The organism is Streptomyces sp. NBC_00310 (genome assembly GCF_036208085.1).
Classification (GTDB): domain Bacteria; phylum Actinomycetota; class Actinomycetes; order Streptomycetales; family Streptomycetaceae; genus Streptomyces.
In genome coordinates this window covers 9,975,280-9,998,959 of sequence record NZ_CP130714.1, presented here as the reverse complement: position 1 = coordinate 9,998,959, position 23,680 = coordinate 9,975,280, and the positions used below count along the sequence as shown (strand labels likewise).

The window sequence follows — 23,680 nt, the reverse complement described above, 5'->3', positions numbered from 1 at the left end:
CCTTTACGAGGAGGAGTGGTGTCACGCCCCTGTCTTTCAGGGGCGCGGGGCTGTAGTGAGGTGCGGCTCCGCCGCGTGGGCGCGACCGGCCGCTGACGACCGGCGGCTTTCAGGCGACGGATCTACCGACGGCCTTTGCGGTGGTATCGCCGGCGGATTTTCGTCCCGCCCTCGCGAGGGCGACCTGCCGTGCCACCCGGGGCCCGAGCACGGACAGCACGAGCAGGACGCCGGTGACGACGATCTGCGACTGCGCCGAGACGTCCTGCAGGCTCATCACGTTCTGCAGGGTGCCGAGCAGGAACACTCCGGCGATCGCGCCGCCGAGCGTCCCCTTGCCGCCGTCGAAGTCGATGCCGCCGAGCAGTACGGCGGCCACGACGGACAGTTCGAGCCCCGTCGCGTTGTCGTAGCGGGCACTGGCGTAGTGCAGTGCCCAGAAGATGCCGGTGAGGGAGGCCATGAGGCCGGTCACCGTGAAGAGGATCAGCTTCTGCCGCTTGACGCGGATACCGGAGAAGCGCGCGGCCTCCTCGCTGGCGCCGGTCGCGTAGAGGGAGCGCCCGAACGGGGTGAGGTGCAGGGCGACCACGGCGACCACGAGCAGCACCAGGAAGGGGATGAAGGCCTGCGGGACGAAGCTGTCGCCGATCCGGCCGGCCGCGAAGTCCAGGTACTGCGTGGGGAAGTCGGTCACCGCGTCGGAGCCGAGCACGATCTGCGCGATGCCCCGGTAGGCGGCGAGGGTACCGATGGTGACGGCGAGGGAGGACAGGCCGAGCCGGGTGACCAGCAGGCCGTTGATCAGTCCGCAGACCACGCCGAGGGCCAGACAGATCGGGATGATCGCCTCGATGGTCAGGCCCTGGTTCCACAGGGCGCCCATCACCGCGCCGGACAGGCCGGCGGTGGAGGCGACCGACAGATCGATCTCGCCGGCGACCACGAGAAGGGTCATGGGGAGGGCGACCAGCGCGATCGGCAGGGTGTTGCCGATGAGGAAGGACAGGTTGAGCGCGTTCCCGAAGCCGTCCACCGTGGTGAAGGACAGCAGGAGCACGACGATGAGGAGGGCGCCGACCACCGTGTCCCAGCGGATCGCGCGCGACAGGGTGGAATCAGCCATGGCGGGCGTTCCTCTTCTTCAGGGCGGTGGCCACCCGCAGCGCGACCACACGGTCCACGGCGATGGCGAGGATGAGCAGGATGCCGTTGATGGCCAGCACCCACACCGAGCTGACGCCGAGGGCGGGCAGCACGCTGTTGATGGAGGTCAGCAGCAGAGCGCCGAGCGCCGCGCCGTAGACACTGCCGGAGCCGCCGGTGAAGACGACGCCGCCGACCACGACCGCGCTGACGACGGTGAGTTCGTAGCCGTTGCCGGTGCTGGAGTCGACGTTGCCGAAGCGGGCCAGGTACAGCGCTCCGGCGAGGCCGGCGAGGGCGCCGCAGAAGGTGTACGCGACCAGGATCCGCTTGCGCACCGGGATACCGGCGAGCCGGGCGGCCTCCGGGTTGGAGCCGAGCGCGTACAGCTCGCGGCCGCTGCCGAAGTGCTTCAGGTAGTACGCCGTCGCCACCAGCACCGCCACCGCGATCAGTGCCAGATAGGGCACCGCGTAGATGCCGCCGGAGCCGAAGTCGACGAAGCCGTCCGGGAGGCCGGAGGCGACGATCTGGCGGGAGCCGACCCAGATCGAGTCGATGCCCCGGATGATGTAGAGCGTGCCGAGGGTGACGACGAGGGCAGGCACCTGGCCGAGGCTGACGAGCAGGCCGTTCAGCAGACCGAAGCCGATGCCCATCAGGACCGCGAGAGCCACGGCCACGACCGCGTTCCCGCCGCCCTGGAGGTACGTACCGGCGGCGAAGGCGCTGATGCCGAGGGTGGAGCCGACCGACAGGTCGACGTTCCTGGTGATGACGACCAGCGACTGACCGACGGCGACCAGCACCAGGATGGTCGCGTTGAGCAGCAGGTCCTTGATGCCCTGCTCGGTGAGGAACTCGCTGTTGCCCAGCTGGGTGACGACGATCATCACCAGGAAGACGACCAGGATGGCGAGTTCACGCATCTTGAAGACGCGGTCCACGAGCCGGGTGCCGCTGGACTTGGGCACCTCGGCGACGGGGGTGTTCTGAGGGGTGGTCACCGTCATGCGGCGGCCCTCCCGGTGGCTGCGGCCATCACGGATTCCTCGGTGGCTTCGGAGCGAGGGATCTCGGCGGTGAGCCGGCCCTCGTGCATCACGAGCACGCGGTCGGCCATACCGAGGATCTCGGGCAGGTCGGAGGAGATCATCAGCACGGCCACGCCGTCGGCGGCGAGCTCGCTGAGGAGGCGGTGCACCTCGGCCTTCGTACCGACGTCGATGCCCCGGGTGGGCTCGTCGACGATCAGCACCTTCGGCCCGGTGGCGAGCCACTTGGCGAGGACGACCTTCTGCTGGTTGCCGCCGGACAGGGTGTTGACGGTGTCGGCGATCCGGGCGTACTTGACCTGGAGCTTGACGGCCCAGTCGAGGGAGCGGCTGCGCTCGGCGCCCCGGTCCATCAGCCCGGCCCTGACGGTCGTACGGAGTCCGGTGAGGCCGATGTTCCGTTCGATGGACATGTCCATCACCAGGCCCTGGGCGCGGCGGTCCTCGGGGACCAGGGCGAGCCCAGCGGCCATCGCGGTGGAGGGGGCGCCGTTGGTGAGCGCCTTCCCGTCGATGTCGACCTCGCCCGCGTCCCAGCGGTCGATGCCGAAGACGGCCCGCGCCACCTCCGTACGGCCGGCGCCGACGAGGCCGGCCAGGCCGACGATCTCGCCGCGGCGGACCTCGAAGGAGACATCGGTGAAGACGCCCTCGCGGGTCAGTCGGCGCACGCTCAGCGCGACGTCGCCCGGCTCGACCTCCTGCTTCGGGTACAGCTCCTCCAGGTCGCGGCCGACCATGCGGCGGACCAGGTCGTCCTCGGTCATGCCGTCGATCGGTTCGCTGGAGATCCAGGCGCCGTCACGGAGGGTGGTGACCCGCTGGCAGATCTGGAAGATCTCCTCCAGCCGGTGCGAGATGAAGAGGACGGCGGAGCCCTGCTCGCGCAGCGTGCGGACGACGCCGAAGAGCCGGGCCACCTCGCTGCCGGTGAGGGCCGCCGTCGGCTCGTCCATGATCAGGACGCGGGCGTCGAAGGAGAGCGCCTTGGCGATCTCGACGATCTGCTGGTCGGCGATGGACAGGCCGCGCGCCGGGCGGTCGGGGTCGAGTTCGACACCGAGCCGCTGCATCAGCGCGAGGGTCGCCGTGTGGGTGGCCTTGTGGTCGATACGGCCGAGGGCGCGCCGGGGCTGGCGGCCCATGAAGATGTTCTCGGCGATCGACAGGTCGGGGAAGAGCGTGGGCTCCTGGTAGATGACGGCGATGCCCGCGTCCCGGGCGTCGGCCGGGCCGTGGAAGACCGTGGGGTCGCCGTCGAGGAGCAGCTGACCGGAGTCCGGTCGGTGCACCCCTGCGAGGCTCTTGATCAGGGTCGACTTGCCCGCGCCGTTCTCCCCGGCGAGTGCGTGCACCTCGCCCGGGAACAGTTCGAGGGACACGTCCCGCAGGGCGCGTACGGCGCCGAAGGACTTGGAAATGCCCTTCAATGCGAGAACGGGGGCCGGACCCGTGTCGGACCGGTGGGTCATTGGGGGCTCCTCGACGACGGCCGGTGGCTAGCGGAGAAGCTGCCTCACTGCGCCGTGAAAGGTTTCAACTGGGTTGCCGGGACGTTAGGCACCAGTCGCAGGTCACGTCAATGGGTTTCGGTCGAAATTCTTTCGACCGTTGAGGTCACGACCGGGTCACGGAGAACGGTGTTGACCTGGGGGGTTGACAGTCCGGCGAGCCGCTCATAGTTTCCGGTACTGAATCGTTTCAGACATCGAAGTCGGTAGGAGCCCTGACGTGACCGAGCTCGCCGCGGTGAAGGCCGCCCTCAAGACCCAGGCCGTCGAGACGCCGTCGTGGGCGTACGGAAACTCCGGAACCCGCTTCAAGGTGTTCGCCCAACAGGGGGTTCCGCGCAATCCCTGGGAGAAGCTGGACGACGCCGGCAAGGTCCACGAGTTCACCGGCGTGGCCCCGACCGTGGCCCTGCACATCCCCTGGGACAAGGTCGACGACTACGCGGCGCTCGCCAAGCACGCCGAGCAGCGGGGTGTGAAGCTCGGCGCGATCAACTCCAACACCTTCCAGGACGACGACTACAAGCTGGGCAGCATCTGCCACCCGGACGCGGCGATCCGGCGCAAGGCCGTCGATCATCTGCTGGAGTGCGTCGACATCATGGACGCGACCGGGTCCCGGGACCTGAAGCTGTGGTTCGCGGACGGTACGAACTATCCCGGCCAGGACGACATACGTGAGCGGCAGGACCGGCTGGCCGAAGGGCTCGCCGAGGTGTACGAGCGGCTCGGGGACGAGCAGCGGATGCTGCTGGAGTACAAGTTCTTCGAGCCGGCGTTCTACACGACCGATGTGCCGGACTGGGGTACCGCCTACGCCCACTGCCTGAAGCTGGGCGAGAAGGCGCAGGTGGTCGTCGACACCGGGCATCACGCGCCGGGGACGAACATCGAGTTCATCGTGGCGACGCTCCTGCGGGAGGGGAAGCTCGGCGCGTTCGACTTCAACTCGCGGTTCTACGCCGACGACGACCTGATGGTGGGCGCGGCCGACCCGTTCCAGCTGTTCCGGATCATGTACGAGGTCGTGCGTGGGGGTGGGTTCACCCCCGAGGTCGCGTTCATGCTCGACCAGTGCCACAACATCGAGGCGAAGATCCCGGCGATCATCCGGTCGGTGATGAACGTGCAGGAGGCCACGGCGAAGGCGCTGCTCGTCGACGGCGACGCGCTGCGCTCCGCCCAGCGGGCCGGGGACGTACTCGAGGCCAACGCCGTGGTGATGGACGCGTACAACACGGATGTACGGCCGCTGCTTCGTGAGGTGCGCGAGGAGATGGGGTTGGACGCGGACCCCATGGGGGCGTACCGCCGGTCCGGGTGGGCCTCGAAGATCGTCGAGGAGCGGGTCGGTGGAGAGCAGGCGGGGTGGGGGGCGTGACCGCTGCGCTGGGCTGAAGCCGATTGCCGCCTCTCGCCTGCCGGATTCCGCCGGTCGCGGGCTGCGGGCCGGTTCGTGGCTGGTCGCGCAGTTCCCCGCGCCCCTGACGGGGCGCCGCAGTCCCCCTTCGTACAAACGTCACTGTAAGGATTGATCTCGTATGGCAACCCATCCCGAAGCCGCTGCCCTTCTCGCCCGGTCCCGTCGGCTCGGTGCCGATCCGCGTAACACCAACTACGCCGGTGGTAACACGTCCGCCAAGGGGACGGACACCGATCCCGTCACCGGGGGTGACGTGGAACTGATGTGGGTGAAGGGGTCCGGCGGCGACCTCGGGACGCTCACCGAGGCGGGGCTGGCCGTGCTGCGGCTCGACCGGATGCGGGCGCTCGTCGACGTGTACCCGGGTGTCGAGCGCGAGGACGAGATGGTGGCCGCGTTCGACTACTGCCTGCACGGGAAGGGCGGGGCGGCGCCGTCGATCGACACCGCCATGCACGGGCTGGTGGACGCCGCCCATGTCGACCATCTGCACCCCGACTCCGGAATCGCGCTCGCCTGTGCGGCCGACGGGGAGAAGCTGACCGCCGAGTGTTTCGGGGACAGTGTGGTGTGGGTGCCGTGGCGGCGGCCGGGGTTCCAGCTGGGGCTGGACATCGCGGCGATCAAGCGGGAGAACCCGCAGGCCATCGGGTGTGTGCTGGGTGGGCACGGGATCACCGCCTGGGGTGACACCGCCGAGGAGTGCGAGAAGAACTCGCTGCACATCATTCGTACGGCCGAGCAGTTCCTCGTCGAGCGCGGGAAGGCCGAGCCGTTCGGGCCCGCCGTCGAGGGGTACGCCGCGCTCGCCGCCACGGAGCGCCGGGAGCGGGCCGCCGCGCTGGCGCCGCACGTCCGGGCGATCGCCTCGCAGGACAAGCCGCAGGTCGGGCACTTCACCGACGCGGAGGTCGTCCTCGACTTCCTGGCGAGTGCGGAGCACCCGCGGCTCGCCGCCCTGGGGACCTCGTGCCCCGACCACTTCCTTCGTACGAAGGTCCGGCCGCTGGTGCTGGATCTTCCGCCGACCGCCGATCTCGACGCCGCGATCGCCCGGCTCAAGGAACTGCACGCCGAGTACCGGGAGGAGTACGCCGCCTACTACCGGCGGCACGCCGACCCCGACTCCCCCGCGATGCGCGGCGCCGACCCGGCGATCGTGCTGATCCCCGGCGTGGGCATGTTCAGCTTCGGCAAGGACAAGCAGACCGCGCGGGTGGCCGGCGAGTTCTACGTCAACGCGATCAACGTGATGCGGGGCGCCGAGGCGGTGTCGACGTACGCGCCGATCGAGGAGTCGGAGAAGTTCCGTATCGAGTACTGGGCGCTGGAGGAGGCCAAGCTCCAGCGGATGCCCAGGCCGAAGCCGCTCGCCACGCGGGTCGCGCTCGTCACGGGTGCGGGCAGCGGGATCGGGAAGGCCATCGCCCATCGGCTGGTCGCCGAGGGGGCCTGTGTCGTCGTCGCCGATCTGAACGCCGAGAACGCCGCCGCCGTCGCCGAGGAGCTGGGCGGGGCCGACAAGGCCGTCGCCGTGACCGTCGACGTGACGGACGAGGAGCAGATCGGTGCGGCCTTCAAGGCCGCCGCGCTGGCCTTCGGCGGGGTCGACCTCGTCGTCAACAACGCCGGTATCTCGATCTCCAAGCCGCTGCTGGAGACGTCGGCGAAGGACTGGGATCTGCAGCACGACATCATGGCCCGTGGATCGTTCCTCGTGTCGCGTGAGGCGGCCCGGGTGATGATCGCGCAGGGGCTGGGCGGTGACATCGTCTACATCGCCTCGAAGAACGCCGTCTTCGCCGGGCCCAACAACATCGCCTACTCCGCCACCAAGGCCGACCAGGCGCACCAGGTGCGGCTGCTGGCCGCCGAGCTGGGTGAGCACGGCATCCGCGTCAACGGGGTCAACCCCGACGGCGTGGTGCGTGGTTCGGGGATCTTCGCGGCCGGCTGGGGTGCCCAGCGCGCGGCGACCTACGGGATCGAGGAGGAGAAGCTGGGCGAGTTCTACGCCCAGCGGACCATCCTCAAGCGCGAGGTGCTGCCGGAGCACGTGGCGAACGCGGTGTTCGCGCTGACGGGCGGGGAGCTGACGCACACCACCGGTCTGCACGTCCCGGTCGACGCCGGCGTGGCCGCCGCCTTCCTCCGATGAGCGGGACTGTGATGAGCACGGCCGTGAAGTCGTACGCGGCGGTCGACCTCGGTGCGTCCAGTGGGCGGGTCATGGTCGGCCGCGCGGGACGGGACTCGCTGGAGCTCGTGGAGGCCCACCGGTTCCCGAACCGGCCGGTGCGGACGCCCGAGGGGCTGCGCTGGGACGTGCTCTCGCTGTACGCGGGGGTCCTGGACGGGCTGAAGGCCGCCGGGCAGGTCGACTCCGTCGGGATCGACAGCTGGGCCGTCGACTACGGGCTGCTCGACGGTGACGGGGCCCTCCTGGGCAATCCGGTGCACTACCGGGACGCCCGTACCGAGGGTGTCGCGGAGAAGGTGTGGGCCACGGTGCCCGCCGCCGAGCTGTACGCGGCGACCGGGTTGCAGTACGCGCCCTTCAACACCCTGTACCAGCTGGTCGCCGCCCGCTCGTCCGCCCAACTGGCCTACGCCAAGCGGTTGTTGCTCATCCCCGATCTGCTGACGTACTGGCTGACCGGCGAGCAGGGCACCGAGCTGACCAACGCCTCGACGACGCAGCTGATCGACCCCCGGACGCGTGGCTGGGCCTCCGACGTGGCCGAGCGGCTCGGGATCGATCTGGAACTGTTCGCGCCGCTGCGGCGGCCCGGGGATCCTGCGGGGCTGCTCCAGGAGCGGGTGCTGGAGGAGACCGGGCTGACGGGCCCGGTGCCGGTGACGACGGTCGGGTCGCACGACACCGCTTCGGCGGTGACGGCCGTCCCGGCGGCCGGGGAGCGGTTCGCGTACATCTGCACCGGCACCTGGTCGCTGGCCGGCCTGGAGCTGGAGGCCCCGGTGCTGACCGAGGCGAGCCGGGCGGCCAACTTCACCAACGAACTGGGGCTCGACGGCACGGTCCGCTACCTCCGGAACATCATGGGGCTGTGGCTGCTCCAGGAGTGCGTACGGGAGTGGGGGGACCCGGATCTCGGCGAGTTGCTGCGCGCCGCCGCGACGGTGCCCGCGCGGCGGTCGGTCGTGGACGCCGGGGACGCGGCGTTCCTGGCGCCCGGCCGGATGCCTGAGCGGATCGCGCAGGCGTGCCGGGAGTCGGGGCAGCCCGTTCCGGGGACGCCCGCCGAGATCACCCGCTGCATCCTCGACTCACTGGCCCTCGCCCACCGGCGGGCCGTCACCGAGGCCCAGGCCCTCGCCGATCACCCCGTGGACGTCGTCCACATCGTCGGCGGCGGCACCCGCAACGCCCTGCTCTGCCAGCTCACCGCCGACGCCTGCGGGCTTCCGGTGGTGGCGGGACCGGCGGAGGCGGCGGCCCTGGGCAACGTCCTCGTCCAGGCCCGCACCCACGGCCTGGTGGGCGACCGGGCCTCGATGCGGCAACTCCTCGCCCGCACCCAGCCGCTGGTGCGGTACGAGCCGCAGGGCGACCCGGCGGCCTGGCGCGCGGCGGAGGCCCGGCTCACCGAGCGGTGAGCCGGGTCCTCCCCGGCGGGGCCGTTTCCGGCGGCGATCGGCGCAAGGGTTCACCCGAGCCCGCCGATCCGCGGGCGAAGCCCCTCGCCCTCGGCGTGCTCACGTCGTACTCTGCACTCATCCGATGACCGACCCCCGAGGAGCCGCGATGCGTGTCGCCCTGTTCCTGACCTGTGTCAACGACACGCTCTATCCGGACACCGGCCGGGCCGTGGTGAAACTGCTGACCAGGCTGGGTGTCGACGTCGACTTCCCGATGGGTCAGACCTGCTGCGGGCAGGCGCACTACAACACCGGGTACCGACGGGAGGCCGAGCCACTGGCCCGGCAGTTCTCCGATGTATTCCGGGAGTACGAGGCGATCGTGACGCCGTCCGGCTCGTGCGGGGCGATGGTGCGGGAGCTGTATCCGCGGATGGGCGAACGGGCGCGGGCGGAGGGGCGGGGGGACACCCTGGCGCGGACGCTGGCGCCGGTCGTGCCGAAGACGTACGAGCTCACCGAGTTCCTGGTGGACGTGCTGGGCGTGACCGACGTGGGCGCGTACTACCCGCACAAGGTGACGTACCACCCGACCTGCCACGGGCTGCGGAGCCTCGGCCTGGGCGACCGGCCGCGCCGACTGCTCCAGGCCGTGAAGGGGCTGGAGCTGGTGGAGCTGCCCGGCGCCGACGAGTGCTGTGGCTTCGGCGGCACGTTCGCCGTGAAGAACTCCGATGTCTCGGCCGCCATGGGCGCCGACAAGGTGCGCAACGCCGAGTCGACGGGCGCCGAGGTGCTGTGCGCGGCCGACAACTCGTGCCTGATGCACATCGGCGGCACGATGACGCGGCTGCGCACCGCCGTGCGGCCCGTCCACATCGCGGAGATCCTGGCGAGCACGGAAGAGGAGCCGCCGGCATGAGCGGGACGTATCTCGGGATGCCGGCGTTTCCGAAGGCCGCGCACGAAGCCGTGCACAACACGACCCTGCGCGGCAATCTGCGGCACGCCACCCACACCATCCGCGCCAAACGCGCGGCCGCGGTCGCGGAGGTGTCCGACTGGGCCGCGCTGCGCGACGCCGGAAAGCAGATCAAGGACCACACGCTCCGCCATCTCGACCGGTATCTGGTGCAGTTGGAGGAGGCGGTCACGGCCGCGGGCGGCACGGTCCACTGGGCCGCCGACGCGGACGAGGCCAACCGGATCGTGACGTATCTCGTCAAGGCGACCGGGGAGAGCGAGGTCGTCAAGGTCAAGTCGATGGCCACGCAGGAGATCGGGCTGAACGAGGCGCTGGAGGCCGAGGGCATCCATGCCTACGAGACCGATCTCGCCGAGCTCATCGTGCAGTTGGGCAAGGACCGGCCCTCGCACATCCTCGTCCCGGCGATCCACCGCAACCGGGGCGAGATCCGCGACATCTTCGCGCGCGAGATGGGTGAGTGGGGCCGCCCGGCCCCGGAGGGCCTGACCGACACGCCCGCCGAGCTGGCGGACGCGGCGCGGCTGCATCTGCGGGAGAAGTTCCTGCGGGCCAAGGTCGGTGTCTCGGGCGCCAACTTCATGGTCGCCGAGACCGGCACGCTGGTGGTCGTGGAGTCCGAGGGCAACGGCCGGATGTGCCTCACCCTCCCCGAGACCCTGATCTCCGTCGTCGGCATCGAGAAGATCGTGCCGACCTGGCAGGACCTGGAGGTGTTCCTGCAGACCCTCCCCCGCTCCTCCACGGCCGAGCGGATGAACCCGTACACGTCGACCTGGACGGGCACGACCGCCGAGGACGGACCGCAGACCTTCCACCTGGTCCTCATCGACAACGGCCGCACCGACACCCTCGCCGACGAGGTCGGCCGCCAGGCCCTGCGCTGCATCCGCTGCTCGGCCTGCCTCAACGTCTGCCCGGTGTACGAGCGGGCGGGCGGCCACGCGTACGGCTCGGTGTACCCGGGCCCGATCGGCGCCATCCTCAGCCCCCAACTCCGGGGCACGGGAAGCGAGATCGACGCCTCGCTGCCGTACGCGTCCTCGCTGTGCGGTGCCTGCTACGAGGTGTGCCCGGTCGCCATCGACATCCCGGAGGTGCTGGTGCATCTGCGGGAGCGGGTCGTGCAGGGCGGCCCGGTGACGGAGCAGGGCAACAAGGTCGTGCTCAAGCCCGCGAAGGGGCACGCCGCCGAGCGGGCGGCGATGCGCGCGGCCCGCTGGGCGTTCAGCCACCCCGGCGCGCTGCGCACCGGGCAGCGGCTCGCGTCCCGCACCCGCCGCTTCCACCCCCGTACGCTGCCGGGCCCCGGCAAGGCGTGGAGCGCCAGCCGCGATCTTCCCGCGCTGCCGGCCGAGCCGTTCCGGGACTGGTGGCAGCGGACGAACGGCGGACGGACGAACGACGGAGGAACCACCGGCGGAGGAACCACCGGCAGAGGATCGACCGGCAGAGGATCGACCGGCGGTGGAACCACCGGCGGACGGACGACCGGATCCACGAACGGCGGAAAGGACACCGGCAAGTGAGCAGCAGGGATCTGATCCTGGGCCGGGTGCGGCGCGCCCTCGCCGACGTGCCACGGGACGACACGCCGTACCAGCAGGCCGTTCAGCGGGACTATCTCCGTGAGCACGGCGGGCGGAGCGTGGCGGAGACGGTGGAACTGCTGGCGGAGAACCTGGCGGACTACCGGGCGATCGTGCACCGGTGCGCGGACGAGGAGTTGCCGGAGCTGCTCACGCGACTCCTGGCCGGGCGGGGTTCGCAGACCGTGCTGGTCCCGCCCGGCCTGCCGCCGTACTGGCTCAAGGCGGTCGACGCGGCACGCGTGCACGACCGCGCCACGAGCACCGCGCACGAGCTGGACCGGGTCGACAGCGTGGTCACCGCCTGTGCCCTCGCCATCGCCGAGACCGGCACCATCGTCCTCGACGGCTCCCCCGACCAGGGCCGCCGCCGGATCACCCTCGTGCCCGACCACCACATCTGCGTCGTACGCGTACCGGAACAGGTCGTGTCGTCGGTGCCGCAGGCCCTCGAACTGCTCGATCCGACACGCCCGTTGACCTGGATCTCCGGGCCGTCCGCCACCAGCGACATCGAACTGGACCGCGTGGAGGGGGTGCACGGCCCGCGCACCCTGGAGGTGGTGCTGGTGACCGGGAGCGGCGGCTAGAAGGCCCTGGGCCCGGGCCTCCTGGACGTGGCGTCGCGTCCGGGGCCGCCCGGCGGCGCGGCCAGGCCGTGGTCGTCCGGATCTCGACGGTGGACGGTCGTTCCCGTGACTGTCCGCTGATCAAGTACATGGCGATCTTGCTAGGTTGGGTGGCTGCTACAGGCGTCAACACGGGGAGTTTCCATGCCACTTGACCGTCCGGTCATCAACAGCACCATCCCGCACTCGGCCCGGATCTGGAACTACTGGCTCGGCGGCAAGGACTGCTACGAGATCGACCGGCGGGTCGGTGACCAGATCCGCGGGGTGAACCCCCAGATCGTCGACATCGCCCGCGCCCAGCGGGCCTTCCTGCGCCGGACGGTCACCCACCTCACCGAGGAGGCCGGCTTACGCCAGTTCCTCGACATCGGCACCGGGCTGCCCACCGAGGACAACACCCACGAGGTCGCCCAGCGCACGGCCCGGGACGCGCGCATCGTCTACGTCGACCACGACCCGACCGTCCTCGCCCACGCCAAGGCTCTGCTCACCAGCACCCCCGAGGGCGCCACCGCCTTCGTCGCCGCCGACCTGCGCGACCCGGACACCATCCTCGAACGCGCCGCCGACACGCTGGACCTCACCCGTCCCGTCGCCCTCATGCTGCTCGGCATCACCGCCCATGTGCCGGACGAGAGCGCGTACGGCGTGGTCGCCCGGCTCCTCGACGCCCTGCCCTCCGGCAGTCACCTCGTGCTCGGCGACAGCACGGAGGTGTACCGGCCCGAGGCGATGCGGGTGATGGTCGAGCACTGGAACGAGGCGAGCGACAACCCGCGCGTCAACCGCTCCCCCGAGCAGCTCATCCGGTTCTTCGACGGGCTGGAGCTGAGCGAGCCGGGGCTCGTGTCCGTGGCCCAGTGGCGGGCCGAGCGGGGCGGCTCCGACGAGCCGTGGGAAGTGGACAGTTTCGGCGGTGTGGGACGCAAGCCGTAAGGGTCGAGGGTCACCATGGGTCGAAGGGCGCCGGAATTACGGCTCACTCTTGGCCAAAGCTTCCGCGGCCACCTTCAGGTCCGACACCAGTCCCGCGTACGCGCCCTCGCGGTCGTCGGCGCGCAGAACGGCGGACGGGTGGAGCGTGGCCACGACGTGCGGCCCCCGCGATCCCTGGAATCCGCCTCCCTCCGGGGGCATGGACAGCAGCGCGCCGCGGTCCTTGGTGACCCGGAAGGAGCTGCCGAGCAGTGCCTTGCCGGCGGTCGCGCCGAGGGCCACCACGATCTCGGGCCGGACAAGGCGCAGTTCGGCGAGCAGCCAGGGGCGGCACGCGGCGACCTCGCGCAGGTCGGGGGCCTTGTGGATACGGCGTGTGCCCCCGCCCGGGGGCCGGGTGAACTTGAAGTGTTTGACCGCGTTGGTCACATAGGCCGTGTCCATGTCGATCCCGGCCTCCTCCAGAGCCCGCCGCAACAGCCGCCCGGCGGGGCCGACGAAGGGCTCACCCCGTCTGTCCTCCTGGTCCCCCGGCTGTTCACCGACGAGGAGGAGCCGCGCGGACTCGTCTCCCTTGCCGAAGACCGTCCGGGTGGCGTCCTCGTGGAGCGGACAGCCTCGGCAGTCGGCCGCGGCCCGGCGGTGGGCGGGGAGGCCGCCACGGCCGGGGAGATACGGCTCGGCGTCGTAGGCCCGCGGGCGCGGGCCGTCGTAGGCCCGCGGGCGCGGGGAGGGTGCTTGCGTGGGGCTCATCCGAGGCCACCTCCTTCGCGGGAGCCTGCCCGGAGCGGCTTCACGGGGAGCCTGACCCGAGCGCTTCGCCGGGGCCGGCTCGGGGCTCGTTCCCGGGTACCCCCTCCTCCGCCGGGCGCACTTCGCCACGCTCTCCCTGCTCCGCCTCTGGGCCGCACCGCTCCACCTCTGTGCCGCAGGGCGGCGCATACCGTCCGCGCCCGCTGTCGCCCTGCTCGCCCTGGATTGACGGCGCCCCGGGGCATGTGCGCGGAGATCGTCCCAGGTGGGAGGCCGTACGGGCGGCGCCATGGGGCTCGTACGGCGGTGACGGACGGTGGCCGGGGTCGCACGGCAAACTTGGATGGTTCGTTTTCTTGAACTGTTCGTGTTTATGAGGGTAGGTTGGTCCGCATGACCGCATCCCAGCCTCCGAACACCGCCGAGGAGCTGCGCGGTGCCGGCCTGCGGGTGACGGCCGCGCGCGTGGCGCTGCTGGAAACCGTCCGGCACGGCGACCACCTCGGCGTCGAAGCGATCGCCTCAGGGGTGCGCGATCGTGTGGGCCACATATCGCTCCAGGCCGTGTACGAGGCGCTCAGCGCGCTCACCGGTGCCGGACTCGTACGCCGCCTCGAACCACCCGGCAGCCCGGCCCTGTACGAGGGCCGTGTGGGCGACAACCACCATCACCTCGTGTGCCGCTCCTGCGGTGTCGTGGTCGACGTCGACTGCGCGGTCGGGCATGCCCCGTGCCTGACCGCCTCCGACGACCGCGGCTTCGCGATCGACGAGGCCGAGGTCATCTACTGGGGCCTGTGCCCCTCATGTTCCTAAGCCAGCAGTTCAGCACCGTGATCCACCAGTTCCGGAAGGACTCCCATGACTGAGAACCACGACGCGATCGTCACAGACTCGAAGCCCGAGGAGACGGGAGGCTGCCCGGTCGCTCACGGGCGCGCCGCGCACCCGACCCAGGGCGGTGGAAACCGTCAGTGGTGGCCGGAGCGGCTCAACCTGAAGATCCTCGCCAAGAACCCCGCCGTGGCGAACCCCCTCGGTGAGGAGTTCGACTACGCCGAGGCGTTCAAGAACCTCGACCTCGCCGCCGTGAAACAGGACATCGCCGAGGTGCTGACCACCTCGCAGGACTGGTGGCCGGCCGACTTCGGCAACTACGGCCCGCTGATGATCCGTATGGCCTGGCACAGCGCCGGCACCTACCGCATCAGCGACGGCCGTGGTGGCGCCGGTGCCGGTCAGCAGCGCTTCGCGCCGCTGAACAGCTGGCCGGACAACGCCAACCTGGACAAGGCCCGCCGTCTGCTGTGGCCGGTGAAGAAGAAGTACGGCCAGTCCATCTCCTGGGCCGACCTCATGATCCTCACCGGTAACGTCGCCCTGGAGCAGATGGGCTTCGAGACCTTCGGCTTCGGCGGCGGCCGCGCCGATGTCTGGGAGGCCGAGGAGGACGTCTACTGGGGCCCCGAGACCACCTGGCTCGACGACCAGCGCTACACCGGCGACCGCGAGCTGGAGAGCCCGCTCGGCGCCGTCCAGATGGGTCTGATCTACGTCAACCCGGAGGGCCCGAACGGCAACCCGGACCCGATCGCCGCGGCCCGCGACATCCGTGAGACGTTCCGCCGCATGGCGATGAACGACGAGGAGACCGTCGCCCTCATCGCCGGTGGTCACACCTTCGGCAAGACCCACGGCGCCGGCCCCGCGGACAACGTGGGCAACGACCCCGAGGCCGCCTCGCTGGAGGAGCAGGGTCTCGGCTGGAAGAGCACCTACGGCACCGGCAAGGGCGGCGACGCCATCACCTCCGGCCTGGAGGTGACGTGGACGGAGACGCCCACGCGGTGGAGCAACAACTTCTTCAAGAACCTCTTCGAGTACGAGTACGAGCTCACCCAGAGCCCGGCCGGCGCGAACCAGTGGGTGGCGAAGAACGCCGAGGCGATCATCCCCGACGCCCACGACGCGTCGAAGAAGAAGCTCCCGACGATGCTCACCACCGACCTGTCGCTCCGCTTCGACCCGGTCTACGAGCAGATCTCGCGTCGCTTCTACGAGCACCCCGAGCAGTTCGCGGACGCCTTCGCCCGCGCCTGGTTCAAGCTGACCCACCGTGACATGGGCCCGAAGTCGCTGTACCTCGGCCCGGAGGTCCCGGCGGAGACCCTGGTGTGGCAGGACCCGCTGCCGGAGGCCGAGGGCGCGGTCATCGACGCCGCCGACATCGCGGCGCTCAAGACCAAGCTGCTCTCCTCGGGTCTGACCGTCTCGCAGCTGGTGTCCACCGCGTGGGCGTCGGCCTCCACCTTCCGCTCCAGCGACAAGCGGGGCGGCGCCAACGGTGCCCGGATCCGCCTGGAGCCCCAGCGCGGCTGGGAGGTCAACAACCCGGACGAGCTGCGTCACGTCCTGAGCGTCCTGGAGGGTGTCCAGTCGGAGTTCAACTCCGGCGCCAAGAAGGTCTCCCTGGCCGACCTGATCGTCCTCGGCGGTGCCGCCGCGGTCGAGAAGGCCGCCAAGGACGCCGGCTACGACGTCGAGGTGCCCTTCACCCCGGGCCGCGTGGACGCGACCGAGGAGCACACGGACGCCGAGTCGTTCGCCGCGCTGGAGCCGACGGCCGACGGGTTCCGCAACTACCAGGGCAAGGGCAACCGCCTGCCCGCCGAGTACCTGCTGCTCGACAGGGCGAACCTGCTCTCCCTGAGCGCCCCCGAGCTGACGGCCCTCGTCGGTGGTCTGCGTGTCCTGGGCGCCAACCACGCCCAGTCCTCGCACGGCGTCTTCACCGACACCCCGGGCAAGCTCACCAACGACTTCTTCGTCAACCTGCTCGACCTGGGCACGACCTGGAAGTCCACGTCCGCCGACCAGACCCTCTTCGAGGGCCGTGACGCGGCCACCGGCGAGGTCAAGTGGACCGGCACCCGTGCCGACCTCGTCTTCGGCTCGAACTCCGAGCTGCGCGCCCTCGCCGAGGTCTACGCGAGCGACGACGCCAAGGAGAAGTTCGTGAAGGACTTCGTCGCGGCGTGGGCCAAGGTCTCCGACCTGGACCGCTTCGACCTGGTCTGATCGTCCTGGCCTGATCGACCCGATCACGGCGTCCGGGCCGGCCCTTCGCGGGGCCGGCCCGGACGTTTTTCGTGCTCGCCTCCGGCCTCCGGCCTCCGTCGTCCGACGCCGCCGCGTACGTCACCCCGCCCGAGGAACCGGACGCGGAGGACGCTCACGCACGCACCCGTCGTCTCAGTCCGCCGGGCGGGCGTCCGCCGGGGCCCCGGTCCAGCGGCTCGCCTCGACGTCGGCGGACGTGTCCCGCACCAGGGTGGGGGCGATGACCAGTTCCTCGACGACCGTCCGCGGTGGGAGGGTGGCGCACAGCAGTACGGCCCGTGCCACGTCCTCCGGCTGCACCATGACCGCCCGCCGCTCCTCGCTCGGCGGGGCGGCCCGGCTGTCCAGGATGGGGGTGTTGACCTCGCCGGGAAGGATGCAGGTGGCGCGGACGAGGTCGTTGCGGAAGGTGTGGTGCAGATAGGTCATGAAGTTGCGCACGCCCGCCTTGGCCGCGCCGTACGGGGCTCCGCCGAGGAGCGTGGGGCGTAGCGCGGCGAGGGAGGAGATCGTGATGATCGAGCCGCCGCCGCGCGCCAGCATGTCCGGGAGGACGGCCTGGGTGAGGAGATAGACCGCGGTGAGGTTGACGCCCAGGACGGCGTTCCACTCGTCCTCGCCGGTCCAGCGGACGTCGACCACCTTGCCGGCGCCGCCCGCGTTGTTGACGAGGATGTCGACGGGTCCGGCGGCCTCCCGGGTCCACTCGATCAACTCCCGTACCTCGTCGGCGCTCTCGACATGCGTGGAGTGGGTGAGCCCCGTGCCTCCGGCGTCCTCGATGACGGCGGCGACCTCGTCGAGGACGCGCTTGCGGCGCCCGACGAGGACCACCGTCGCGCCCGCCTCGGCGAGCATCAGCGCCGTCTCCCGGCCGATGCCGGTGCCGGCCCCGGTGACCAGCGCGGTCTTTCCGTCGAGCGGTCCCGTGCGCTGTCGCTGTCCGTCGCGGTTGCCCATGCCCGTCCGCCCTCCCGGCCGTGGGTGCGCCCCACGCGCCTCCCGGAGTGAGGATCCCCCTCCTCCGGGGCCCGTGGGGAGGGTGCGTCAGCGGGCGGGCAGCCGGACGCCCAGCTCGGCCGCCGCCGACCGCAGCAGCGGCACCATGGCGACCAGGTCGTCCATGCCTCGGCGGAAGGCGGGCGCGGCGGTGGACAGGGCGGCGAAGACGGTGCCGTCGGGGCGCAGGATCGGGACCGCCACGGCGCGCAGTCCGGGGTGGTGTTCCTCGTCGGCCGTGGCGTAGCCGAGTTCGGCGGCGCGGGCGACCTGGGCGCGCAGGACGTCGCGGTCGGTGATGCTGTGGGGCCCGTGCGGGGTCAGCTCGACACGGTCCAGGAGGTCGGCGCGTACGTCGTCGGGGGCGAAGGCCAGGAGGACCTTGCCCATCGAGGTGCAGTGCAGCGGACCGTGGCGGCCCGGCTCGCTGCGGACGCCGACCGGCAGGGGGCCGTCCACGTAGTGCACGTACAGATGCCGGGTGCCGTCGAGGACGGACATCAGGGTGGCTTCCTCGGTCTGCCGTGTCACGCGCTGCATCACGGGGAGGGCGGTGCCGGCGAATCCGTACACCTGGCCCGCCTGCTGGCCGAGTTGGAAGAGCTTGAGGCCCGGTTTGTAGCGCTTGCCGTCGGCCTCGAACTCCACCAGGCCCTCGCGGCGGAGTGAGGTGACCAGCCGGTGGGCCGTGCTGACGGGCACGCCGCTGGCTCGGGCCAGTTCGGACAGGGTGATGCCCTGCGGGTGCTCGCCCACCAGGACGAGCAGCCGGATCGCCCGTCCGACCACATCCGCCGGTACCTCGCCGCCACTCACAGCGGCAAATTACCACTGACCGGAAAGGCCTCCCGCTGAGCGGGGCACTCGGCGCTCGTGCACGGCACGCCACCCCGTGGTTGACATCGGCCACCCGCCACGCCGACGATATTTTCCATTGAGTAGACAGAGTTTCCACTCAGTGGGAAAAGAGGTCTTCGTGAGCCACCCCCTCTTCGACGTCACCGGCAAGGTCGCCCTGGTCACCGGATCGAGCCGCGGCATCGGCCGGGCGCTGGCCGTCGGTCTGCTGGAGGCCGGCTGCACGGTCGTTCTCAACGGCCGAAACGCCGTCGCCCTGGAGAGCACCCGCGCGGAGCTGGCCGAGACCTTCGGAGAGGCGGTCCTCGCGGAGGCCTTCGACGTCACCGACCCCGCCTCGGTCGCCGCCGCCGTCACCCGGATCGAGGACGGGGCAGGCCCCGTCGACATCCTGGTCAACAACACCGGCGCCCAACGCCGCGCCCCTTTCCTCGACTTCACCGACGAGGACTGGCACGGCCTGCTCGACACCAACCTCACCAGCGCCTTCCTCGTGGGCCGCGAGGTCGCCCGCCGTATGGTCCCCCGGGGCCACGGCAAGATCATCAACATCTGCTCGCTGCAGAGCGAGGCGGTACGCCCCGGCATCGCGCCCTATGCGGCGACCAAGGGCGGCCTGAAGATGCTCACCAAGGGCATGTGCGCCGACCTCGGGCCGCACGGCATCCAGGTCAACGGCATCGGCCCCGGCTACTTCGACACCGAGCTGACCTCCGCGCTGGTCGCGGACGAGGAGTTCAGCGCCTGGGTGCGGGGGCGGACCCCCGCCGGCCGCTGGGGCAAGGTCGAGGACCTGGTCGGCGCCCTGCTCTTCCTCTCCTCTCCCGCCTCCGACTTCGTCAACGGGCAGCTGCTGTACGTCGACGGCGGCATGCTGTCTGTCCTGTGACCCTGCCGCCCCCTCAAGGAGTCCCCATGCGCGCGTGTGTTGTCCACGGAGTCGGCGACCTCCGGGTCGAGGAACGGCCGTACGACGGTCCCGCACCCGGGGAGATCGCGGTCGCCGTCGCCCTCGGCGGGATCTGCGGTTCCGATCTGCACTACTACCACCGGGGCCGGGTGGGCGACTTCGCGGTGAGCGAGCCCCTGGTGCTCGGCCACGAGGTGGTGGGCCATGTCGCCGCCCTCGGCCCCGGCGTCGCGGGGCCGACCGCTCCGGAGGTGGGCTCCGCCGTCGCGGTCCATCCGGCGACGCCCTGCGGGGTCTGCCCCGAGTGCGCGCGCGGCACGCGCCACGTCTGCGCGCACACCCGCTATCTGGGCAGCGCGGCCCACACCCCGCATGTGCAGGGCGGGTTCGCGCAGCGCATCACCGTGCCCGCCGACCAGGTCAGGGCGCTCCCGCCCGGGCTCGATCTGCGCCGTGCCGTGCTCGCCGAGCCGCTGTCGGTGGCGCTGCACGCCGTACGCCGGGCGGGCGAGGTGAGCGGCAGGCGGGTCCTGGTCACCGGGGCCGGTCCGATCGGCTGTCTGGTCGTGGCGGCGCTGCGGCACGCCGGCGCCGCCGAGGTCGTCGTCAGCGACCTCCACGACGAGCCGCTGCGGATCGCCGGCGAGGTGGGCGCCACCGCCCTCGCACGGGCGGACCGGCCCGACGATCCCGCCTGGGCCGGTGTCTTCGACCTCGCCGTGGAGGCGTCCGGGGCACCGGCCGGACTGCGGAGCTGTGTGGAGCGGGTACGGCGGGGCGGCACCGTGGTCATGCTCGGGCTGCTGCCGCCCGGGGAGATCGGGCTGCTCGGCAATGTCGTGGTCACCCGTGAGCTGGAACTGCGCGGGTCCTTCCGCTTCGACACCGAGTTCGACGAGGCCCTGTCCCTGCTGGCCCAGGGCCTCCCTGTCGACCCGGTCGTCACGCACACGTTCCCGTTGGAGCGGGCCGTCACCGCGTTCGACACCGCTCAGGACCGCACGGTCGCGTCGAAGGTGCTGCTGGATCTGTCCGGGGAGGCGTGAGCAGACGTCGGGCCGCGGTGAAGGTCCCGGGGGCTGCGCGGCCCTCCGGACGCCGCCGCGCCGCAGGACGAGGCCTTGCGCGGCGGGCCGCTCGGCGCTGAGCCGTCGCAGGTCAGCGGTAGAGGGCGGGGCGTTCGACGAGTTCCACCTCGACGCGGACGCCCTCGGTCAGGGCGCGGACGCCCGCCTCGGAGACCGCGGCGACGGCGTACCCGTCCCAGGTGCTCGGTCCGGTGACCTCGCCGCGGCGGGTGGCGTCGACCCAGGCCTGGACCTGACGGTCGTAGGCGTCCTCGAAGCGCTCGATGTAGCTCGGCGTGACCGTACCGCCCCAGCGTCCCGCCGTGTTGACGAGCATGTCGTGTCCGTCGCCGATGCGGGCCGTGCCGTTCTCGCAGACCGCCTCCGCCTGGACCTGGTAGCCGTAGCGGGCACTGAGGAAGATCTCGACGTCGACCACGGCACCGCCGTCGGTCTCGAAGACGACGAACTGCGGGTCGCTCAGACCCTCGGGGGCGTACGCGGACGGCCGGGGCCGCAGCACGGTGACGGCGGTGATCTCCTGGCCGAGCAGCCAGCGGGTGACGTCCATCTCGTGGGCCACTGAGTCGTTGATCGCCAGGGCGTCGGTGAACCCGGGCGGGGCCTCGGCGTTGCGGTGCCGGTTGTGCAGCAGCAGCGGCCGGCCCAGCTCGCCGCTGTCCAACAGGGCCTTGAGTTTGACGTACTCGCGGTCGTAGCGGCGCATGAAACCCACCTGCACCCTGCGGTGACCCAGCCGCTGCTCGGCCTCCAGCAGACGCAGCGCGGAGGCGGAGTCCGGAGTGAGGGGCTTCTCGCACAGGACGGGAAGGTCGTGCTCGAAGGCGGTGAGCAGGGCCGCCTCGTGGGCGGGGCCCGGGGAGGCCACGAGGACGGCGGCCACGCCCGGTGCGGCCAGCGCCTCGGCGGCGTCGCCGTAGGACACACACCCCTCGATGCCGGCGGCGATCGCCTTGGCCCGGTCGGTGTCGAGGTCGACGACGGCGGCCACATGGGCGCCGCTGATCACGTCGGTGATCCGGCGCACGTGGTCGGCGCCCATCCGGCCGGTGCCGATGACGGCGACACCGAGTGAGCCCTGCTCAGACATCCGTTTCTTCCTTTCGTGGGGCCGCGCTCGCGGCGGTCGGCGGGTGCCCTTCGCGGCGAACTCGGCGAACTCGGCGAGCTCCGCGACCTCGGCGACATTGTCCTTGTCGACGAAGGCGGGCCCGGTGAGCACCGGCTGCTCGCCGCCGCGGTGGAGCTGTCCGCTCGCGTCCGCTGGGGGCGCGGTTTGATCCGCACCAGTCGTTTCACGCCGATCCGCCGCGCGGCGCCGTACGGCTCGTCGTGACCGCGCGCTCGGCGGAATCCCGTTTCCCCTCCTGACGATCACCGGTTAGGCTCCCCCGGCGCACGGGGGGCGTGTGCACATCAAGGTGGGGGCATGGGGGACGTGGGGGACATGGCCGACGATTTCGCCGATTCCGGAGCGACTTCCGGGGCCGAATCCGGAACGGCGTCCGTTACCGATTCCGGATCCGGTTCCAGATCCGGTTCCAGACAGGAAATGGGCACGGGGGCCCAGGTGTTTTCGGCGGTGGCGACCGTCGGGATGATCGTGGGAGCCATGTGGTTCCTGACGGAGATCCTCGACCAGACGCCCGAGAGCGTGGGGCCGGCCGTCTGTTCGTCCTCGGACGACGCCTCGCCTGCGCCCCGGGGCAAGGCCTCCGGTGCGCAGCTCTGCACCGCGCTGAACCGCTCCGACCTGCCCAAGCTCCTCGGCACACCGACCGAACAGGCGGTGACCGCGTCGGGCGGCGAGAGCGAGTCCACCTGGGCGAGCGGCACCAAGACCGTCACCCCCGAGGCGACCGTCGACCTGGAGACCTACACCGTGGAGCTCTCGGCGTCCTACGAGGACCTCCCGGTCACCGAGTCGGTCGGCTACCTGGGCGCCGGAGCCGAGACCAGGACGGTCCTGGGACACCCGACGGTCCTCTACTCGGACCGGACCATCGCCATCTCCTTCGGACTCGACGGCAGCGATCCCCAGTCCGGCCCCGGCGGCGTCGCCCGCCGGCTGCTGGTGGCGACCGACCCGAAGGACAGCGGCAGCACCTTCGAACTCGTCATCTGGCGCCAGGACTCCCAGACACCCGACGACGAGGCCCTGTTCCGCGTCGCGGAAAAGGTCCTGCCGACGCTCCCGGGCTGGAAGCCGGCCGCCTGACGAGTGGTCAGGGAGCCTCGGCACCGGACAGGTCCGCGTCCCGGGCAGGCCGCTGAGCTGCTGGGTCACCACGAGGTTCCCCGGTCACCGAAAAGTGCGTTCTTCCCGGTCGCCGGCCACTCTCCTACGGTTCCCGAGTAACCACAGGAGAGCACGTGGATCCCACGGACGCTCATGACAAGGAGGCGTACGACATGGCCATCACCCTGGTGAATCCCGGCGGACTGCCGAAGATCGACGCGTACCGGCAGGTGTCGATCGCGACCGGCTCGAAGCTGGTCTTCATCGCCGGGCAGGTCTCGTGGGACGCCGACGGAGTCACCGTCGGCGTGGGCGACCTGGCCGCCCAGGTCGAGCGGTGCTACCTCAACGTCGGCACCGCGTTGGCCGAGGCCGGCGCCTCGTTCGACGACGTGGCGAAGCTCAACATCCATGTCGTCGACTGGACGCCCGACAAGATGCCCGCCCTCATGGACGGGATCTCCCGGGCGACCGCGAAGCTGGGAACGACCCCGGTCCCGCCCGCCACACTCCTCGGCGTCGCGGCCCTGGACATCCCCGAACACCTGGTCGAGATCGAGGCCACCGCGGTCATCGACTGACGGTGGGATGACATGGCGGGGCGGAGGCGGGCAGGCCGGGTAGCACGTCGTGGCCGCCGGCACCCGGCACGACGTCCTCACCGAGTCACTGGTCGCCGACGTCCACGGCGCGGGCCACCGTCACCCGCGCCGGTCCCGACGACCGGCCGCACATCCGCTCCCCGGGCCCGCTCTCCCAGGAAGTCGGACTCCGGGGGACCGCGAGGGCGGGAAGGGACCCGAGCCTCAAGTCGCTTGGATCGGGCCCTCCTTGCC

General features: G+C 71.1%; 21 protein-coding genes. 14 read left to right on the top strand and 7 right to left on the bottom strand.

The window, feature by feature from the left end; genetic code table 11:
• Window positions 1-109 precede the first annotated feature (109 nt).
• Genes OG202_RS43610 through OG202_RS43600 form a run of 3 tightly spaced genes read right to left on the bottom strand, consistent with a single transcriptional unit; the run spans window position 110 to window position 3,673 of the window.
• On the bottom strand, window positions 110-1,126 hold the full coding sequence (locus OG202_RS43610; protein WP_327726519.1) for an ABC transporter permease: 1,017 nt from the start codon (window positions 1,124-1,126) through the stop codon (window positions 110-112).
• On the bottom strand, window positions 1,119-2,159 hold the full coding sequence (locus OG202_RS43605) for an ABC transporter permease (protein ID WP_326574182.1): 1,041 nt from the start codon (window positions 2,157-2,159) through the stop codon (window positions 1,119-1,121). Before OG202_RS43605 ends, OG202_RS43610 begins: the two co-directional genes overlap by 8 nt.
• Window positions 2,156-3,673: a sugar ABC transporter ATP-binding protein gene (locus tag OG202_RS43600; protein WP_327726520.1), complete on the bottom strand. Its 1,518-nt coding sequence runs from the start codon at window positions 3,671-3,673 to the stop codon at window positions 2,156-2,158. Before OG202_RS43600 ends, OG202_RS43605 begins: the two co-directional genes overlap by 4 nt.
• 259 nt (window positions 3,674-3,932) lie before the next feature.
• Here OG202_RS43600 and rhaI point away from each other — a divergent pair, with 259 nt between their 5' ends.
• The 7 genes from rhaI to OG202_RS43565 all read left to right on the top strand — a co-directional run bounded on the left by rhaI (window position 3,933) and on the right by OG202_RS43565 (window position 12,877).
• A complete protein-coding gene (gene rhaI / locus OG202_RS43595) occupies window positions 3,933-5,093 on the top strand; it encodes an L-rhamnose isomerase (RefSeq protein ID WP_326574184.1) in 1,161 nt (386 codons plus the stop codon).
• Window positions 5,094-5,253: 160 nt separating this feature from the next.
• Entirely contained in the window at window positions 5,254-7,293 is a 2,040-nt protein-coding gene (locus tag OG202_RS43590) for a bifunctional aldolase/short-chain dehydrogenase (protein ID WP_326574185.1), read from the top strand.
• A gap of 11 nt (window positions 7,294-7,304) precedes the next feature.
• Window positions 7,305-8,753: a rhamnulokinase gene (locus OG202_RS43585; protein WP_328224541.1), complete on the top strand. Its 1,449-nt coding sequence runs from the start codon at window positions 7,305-7,307 to the stop codon at window positions 8,751-8,753.
• Window positions 8,754-8,901: 148 nt separating this feature from the next.
• The gene (locus OG202_RS43580) at window positions 8,902-9,657 is read left to right on the top strand and encodes a (Fe-S)-binding protein (RefSeq protein WP_326585501.1); all 756 of its coding nucleotides are present in this window, start codon (window positions 8,902-8,904) and stop codon (window positions 9,655-9,657) included.
• A complete protein-coding gene (locus OG202_RS43575; protein ID WP_326574187.1) occupies window positions 9,654-11,249 on the top strand; it encodes a LutB/LldF family L-lactate oxidation iron-sulfur protein in 1,596 nt (531 codons plus the stop codon). Before OG202_RS43580 ends, OG202_RS43575 begins: the two co-directional genes overlap by 4 nt.
• Window positions 11,246-11,899: a LutC/YkgG family protein gene (locus tag OG202_RS43570; protein ID WP_327726523.1), complete on the top strand. Its 654-nt coding sequence runs from the start codon at window positions 11,246-11,248 to the stop codon at window positions 11,897-11,899. The genes OG202_RS43575 and OG202_RS43570 overlap by 4 nt, the downstream gene beginning before the upstream one ends.
• Window positions 11,900-12,082: 183 nt before the next feature.
• Window positions 12,083-12,877 (top strand): SAM-dependent methyltransferase, encoded by a 795-nt coding sequence (locus OG202_RS43565; protein WP_326574189.1) that lies wholly within the window; start codon window positions 12,083-12,085, stop codon window positions 12,875-12,877.
• Window positions 12,878-12,913: 36 nt separating this feature from the next.
• Here OG202_RS43565 and OG202_RS43560 read toward each other — a convergent pair whose 3' ends face one another.
• Window positions 12,914-13,630, bottom strand: coding sequence for a UdgX family uracil-DNA binding protein (locus OG202_RS43560; protein ID WP_327726524.1), 717 nt, complete (start codon window positions 13,628-13,630; stop codon window positions 12,914-12,916).
• A gap of 393 nt (window positions 13,631-14,023) precedes the next feature.
• Between OG202_RS43560 and OG202_RS43555 the strand changes: the two genes are divergently transcribed.
• Together OG202_RS43555 and katG are read left to right on the top strand one after the other, a co-directional pair.
• A complete protein-coding gene (locus OG202_RS43555; protein WP_326574191.1) occupies window positions 14,024-14,446 on the top strand; it encodes a Fur family transcriptional regulator in 423 nt (140 codons plus the stop codon).
• Window positions 14,447-14,491: 45 nt separating this feature from the next.
• Window positions 14,492-16,708: a catalase/peroxidase HPI gene (gene katG, locus OG202_RS43550; protein WP_327726525.1), complete on the top strand. Its 2,217-nt coding sequence runs from the start codon at window positions 14,492-14,494 to the stop codon at window positions 16,706-16,708.
• A gap of 174 nt (window positions 16,709-16,882) precedes the next feature.
• Here the strand turns inward: katG and OG202_RS43545 are convergent, their stop codons facing one another.
• Together OG202_RS43545 and OG202_RS43540 are read right to left on the bottom strand one after the other, a co-directional pair.
• Window positions 16,883-17,710 (bottom strand): SDR family oxidoreductase, encoded by an 828-nt coding sequence (locus tag OG202_RS43545; RefSeq protein WP_327726527.1) that lies wholly within the window; start codon window positions 17,708-17,710, stop codon window positions 16,883-16,885.
• Window positions 17,711-17,797: 87 nt separating this feature from the next.
• Window positions 17,798-18,565 (bottom strand): IclR family transcriptional regulator, encoded by a 768-nt coding sequence (locus OG202_RS43540; protein ID WP_327726528.1) that lies wholly within the window; start codon window positions 18,563-18,565, stop codon window positions 17,798-17,800.
• Between the two features lie 160 nt (window positions 18,566-18,725).
• On the opposite strand from OG202_RS43540, the gene OG202_RS43535 reads away from it, so the two are divergent.
• A complete protein-coding gene (locus OG202_RS43535; protein ID WP_326574195.1) occupies window positions 18,726-19,496 on the top strand; it encodes an SDR family oxidoreductase in 771 nt (256 codons plus the stop codon).
• A 26-nt stretch (window positions 19,497-19,522) separates the two neighbouring features.
• Window positions 19,523-20,563: an L-idonate 5-dehydrogenase gene (locus OG202_RS43530; protein ID WP_327726530.1), complete on the top strand. Its 1,041-nt coding sequence runs from the start codon at window positions 19,523-19,525 to the stop codon at window positions 20,561-20,563.
• Window positions 20,564-20,675: 112 nt separating this feature from the next.
• Here the strand turns inward: OG202_RS43530 and OG202_RS43525 are convergent, their stop codons facing one another.
• A complete protein-coding gene (locus OG202_RS43525; protein WP_326585502.1) occupies window positions 20,676-21,695 on the bottom strand; it encodes a Gfo/Idh/MocA family protein in 1,020 nt (339 codons plus the stop codon).
• Window positions 21,696-21,710: 15 nt separating this feature from the next.
• Here OG202_RS43525 and OG202_RS43520 point away from each other — a divergent pair, with 15 nt between their 5' ends.
• From OG202_RS43520 to OG202_RS43510, 3 genes are all read left to right on the top strand, one after another.
• On the top strand, window positions 21,711-21,941 hold the full coding sequence (locus tag OG202_RS43520) for a hypothetical protein (RefSeq protein WP_328224540.1): 231 nt from the start codon (window positions 21,711-21,713) through the stop codon (window positions 21,939-21,941).
• Window positions 21,942-22,157: 216 nt separating this feature from the next.
• Window positions 22,158-22,823: a DUF6215 domain-containing protein gene (locus tag OG202_RS43515; RefSeq protein WP_328224539.1), complete on the top strand. Its 666-nt coding sequence runs from the start codon at window positions 22,158-22,160 to the stop codon at window positions 22,821-22,823.
• Between the two features lie 194 nt (window positions 22,824-23,017).
• On the top strand, window positions 23,018-23,425 hold the full coding sequence (locus OG202_RS43510) for a RidA family protein (protein WP_327732048.1): 408 nt from the start codon (window positions 23,018-23,020) through the stop codon (window positions 23,423-23,425).
• Window positions 23,426-23,680 lie beyond the last annotated feature (255 nt).

Excerpts from the sequence above, each read along its gene's own strand:
- OG202_RS43580 (WP_326585501.1), top strand. The coding sequence starts at position 8,902 with ATGCGTGTCGCCCTGTTCCTGACCTGTGTCAACGACACGCTCTATCCG.
- OG202_RS43525 (WP_326585502.1), bottom strand. The coding sequence starts at position 21,695 with ATGTCTGAGCAGGGCTCACTCGGTGTCGCCGTCATCGGCACCGGCCGG.
- OG202_RS43510 (WP_327732048.1), top strand. The coding sequence starts at position 23,018 with ATGGCCATCACCCTGGTGAATCCCGGCGGACTGCCGAAGATCGACGCG.
- OG202_RS43565 (WP_326574189.1), top strand. The coding sequence starts at position 12,083 with ATGCCACTTGACCGTCCGGTCATCAACAGCACCATCCCGCACTCGGCC.
- OG202_RS43605 (WP_326574182.1), bottom strand. The coding sequence starts at position 2,159 with ATGACGGTGACCACCCCTCAGAACACCCCCGTCGCCGAGGTGCCCAAG.
- OG202_RS43555 (WP_326574191.1), top strand. The coding sequence starts at position 14,024 with ATGACCGCATCCCAGCCTCCGAACACCGCCGAGGAGCTGCGCGGTGCC.
- OG202_RS43600 (WP_327726520.1), bottom strand. The coding sequence starts at position 3,673 with ATGACCCACCGGTCCGACACGGGTCCGGCCCCCGTTCTCGCATTGAAG.
- katG (WP_327726525.1), top strand. The coding sequence starts at position 14,492 with ATGACTGAGAACCACGACGCGATCGTCACAGACTCGAAGCCCGAGGAG.
- OG202_RS43610 (WP_327726519.1), bottom strand. The coding sequence starts at position 1,126 with ATGGCTGATTCCACCCTGTCGCGCGCGATCCGCTGGGACACGGTGGTC.
- OG202_RS43515 (WP_328224539.1), top strand. The coding sequence starts at position 22,158 with ATGGGCACGGGGGCCCAGGTGTTTTCGGCGGTGGCGACCGTCGGGATG.
- OG202_RS43545 (WP_327726527.1), bottom strand. The coding sequence starts at position 17,710 with ATGGGCAACCGCGACGGACAGCGACAGCGCACGGGACCGCTCGACGGA.
- OG202_RS43560 (WP_327726524.1), bottom strand. The coding sequence starts at position 13,630 with ATGAGCCCCACGCAAGCACCCTCCCCGCGCCCGCGGGCCTACGACGGC.
- OG202_RS43530 (WP_327726530.1), top strand. The coding sequence starts at position 19,523 with ATGCGCGCGTGTGTTGTCCACGGAGTCGGCGACCTCCGGGTCGAGGAA.
- OG202_RS43590 (WP_326574185.1), top strand. The coding sequence starts at position 5,254 with ATGGCAACCCATCCCGAAGCCGCTGCCCTTCTCGCCCGGTCCCGTCGG.
- OG202_RS43575 (WP_326574187.1), top strand. The coding sequence starts at position 9,654 with ATGAGCGGGACGTATCTCGGGATGCCGGCGTTTCCGAAGGCCGCGCAC.
- OG202_RS43585 (WP_328224541.1), top strand. The coding sequence starts at position 7,305 with ATGAGCACGGCCGTGAAGTCGTACGCGGCGGTCGACCTCGGTGCGTCC.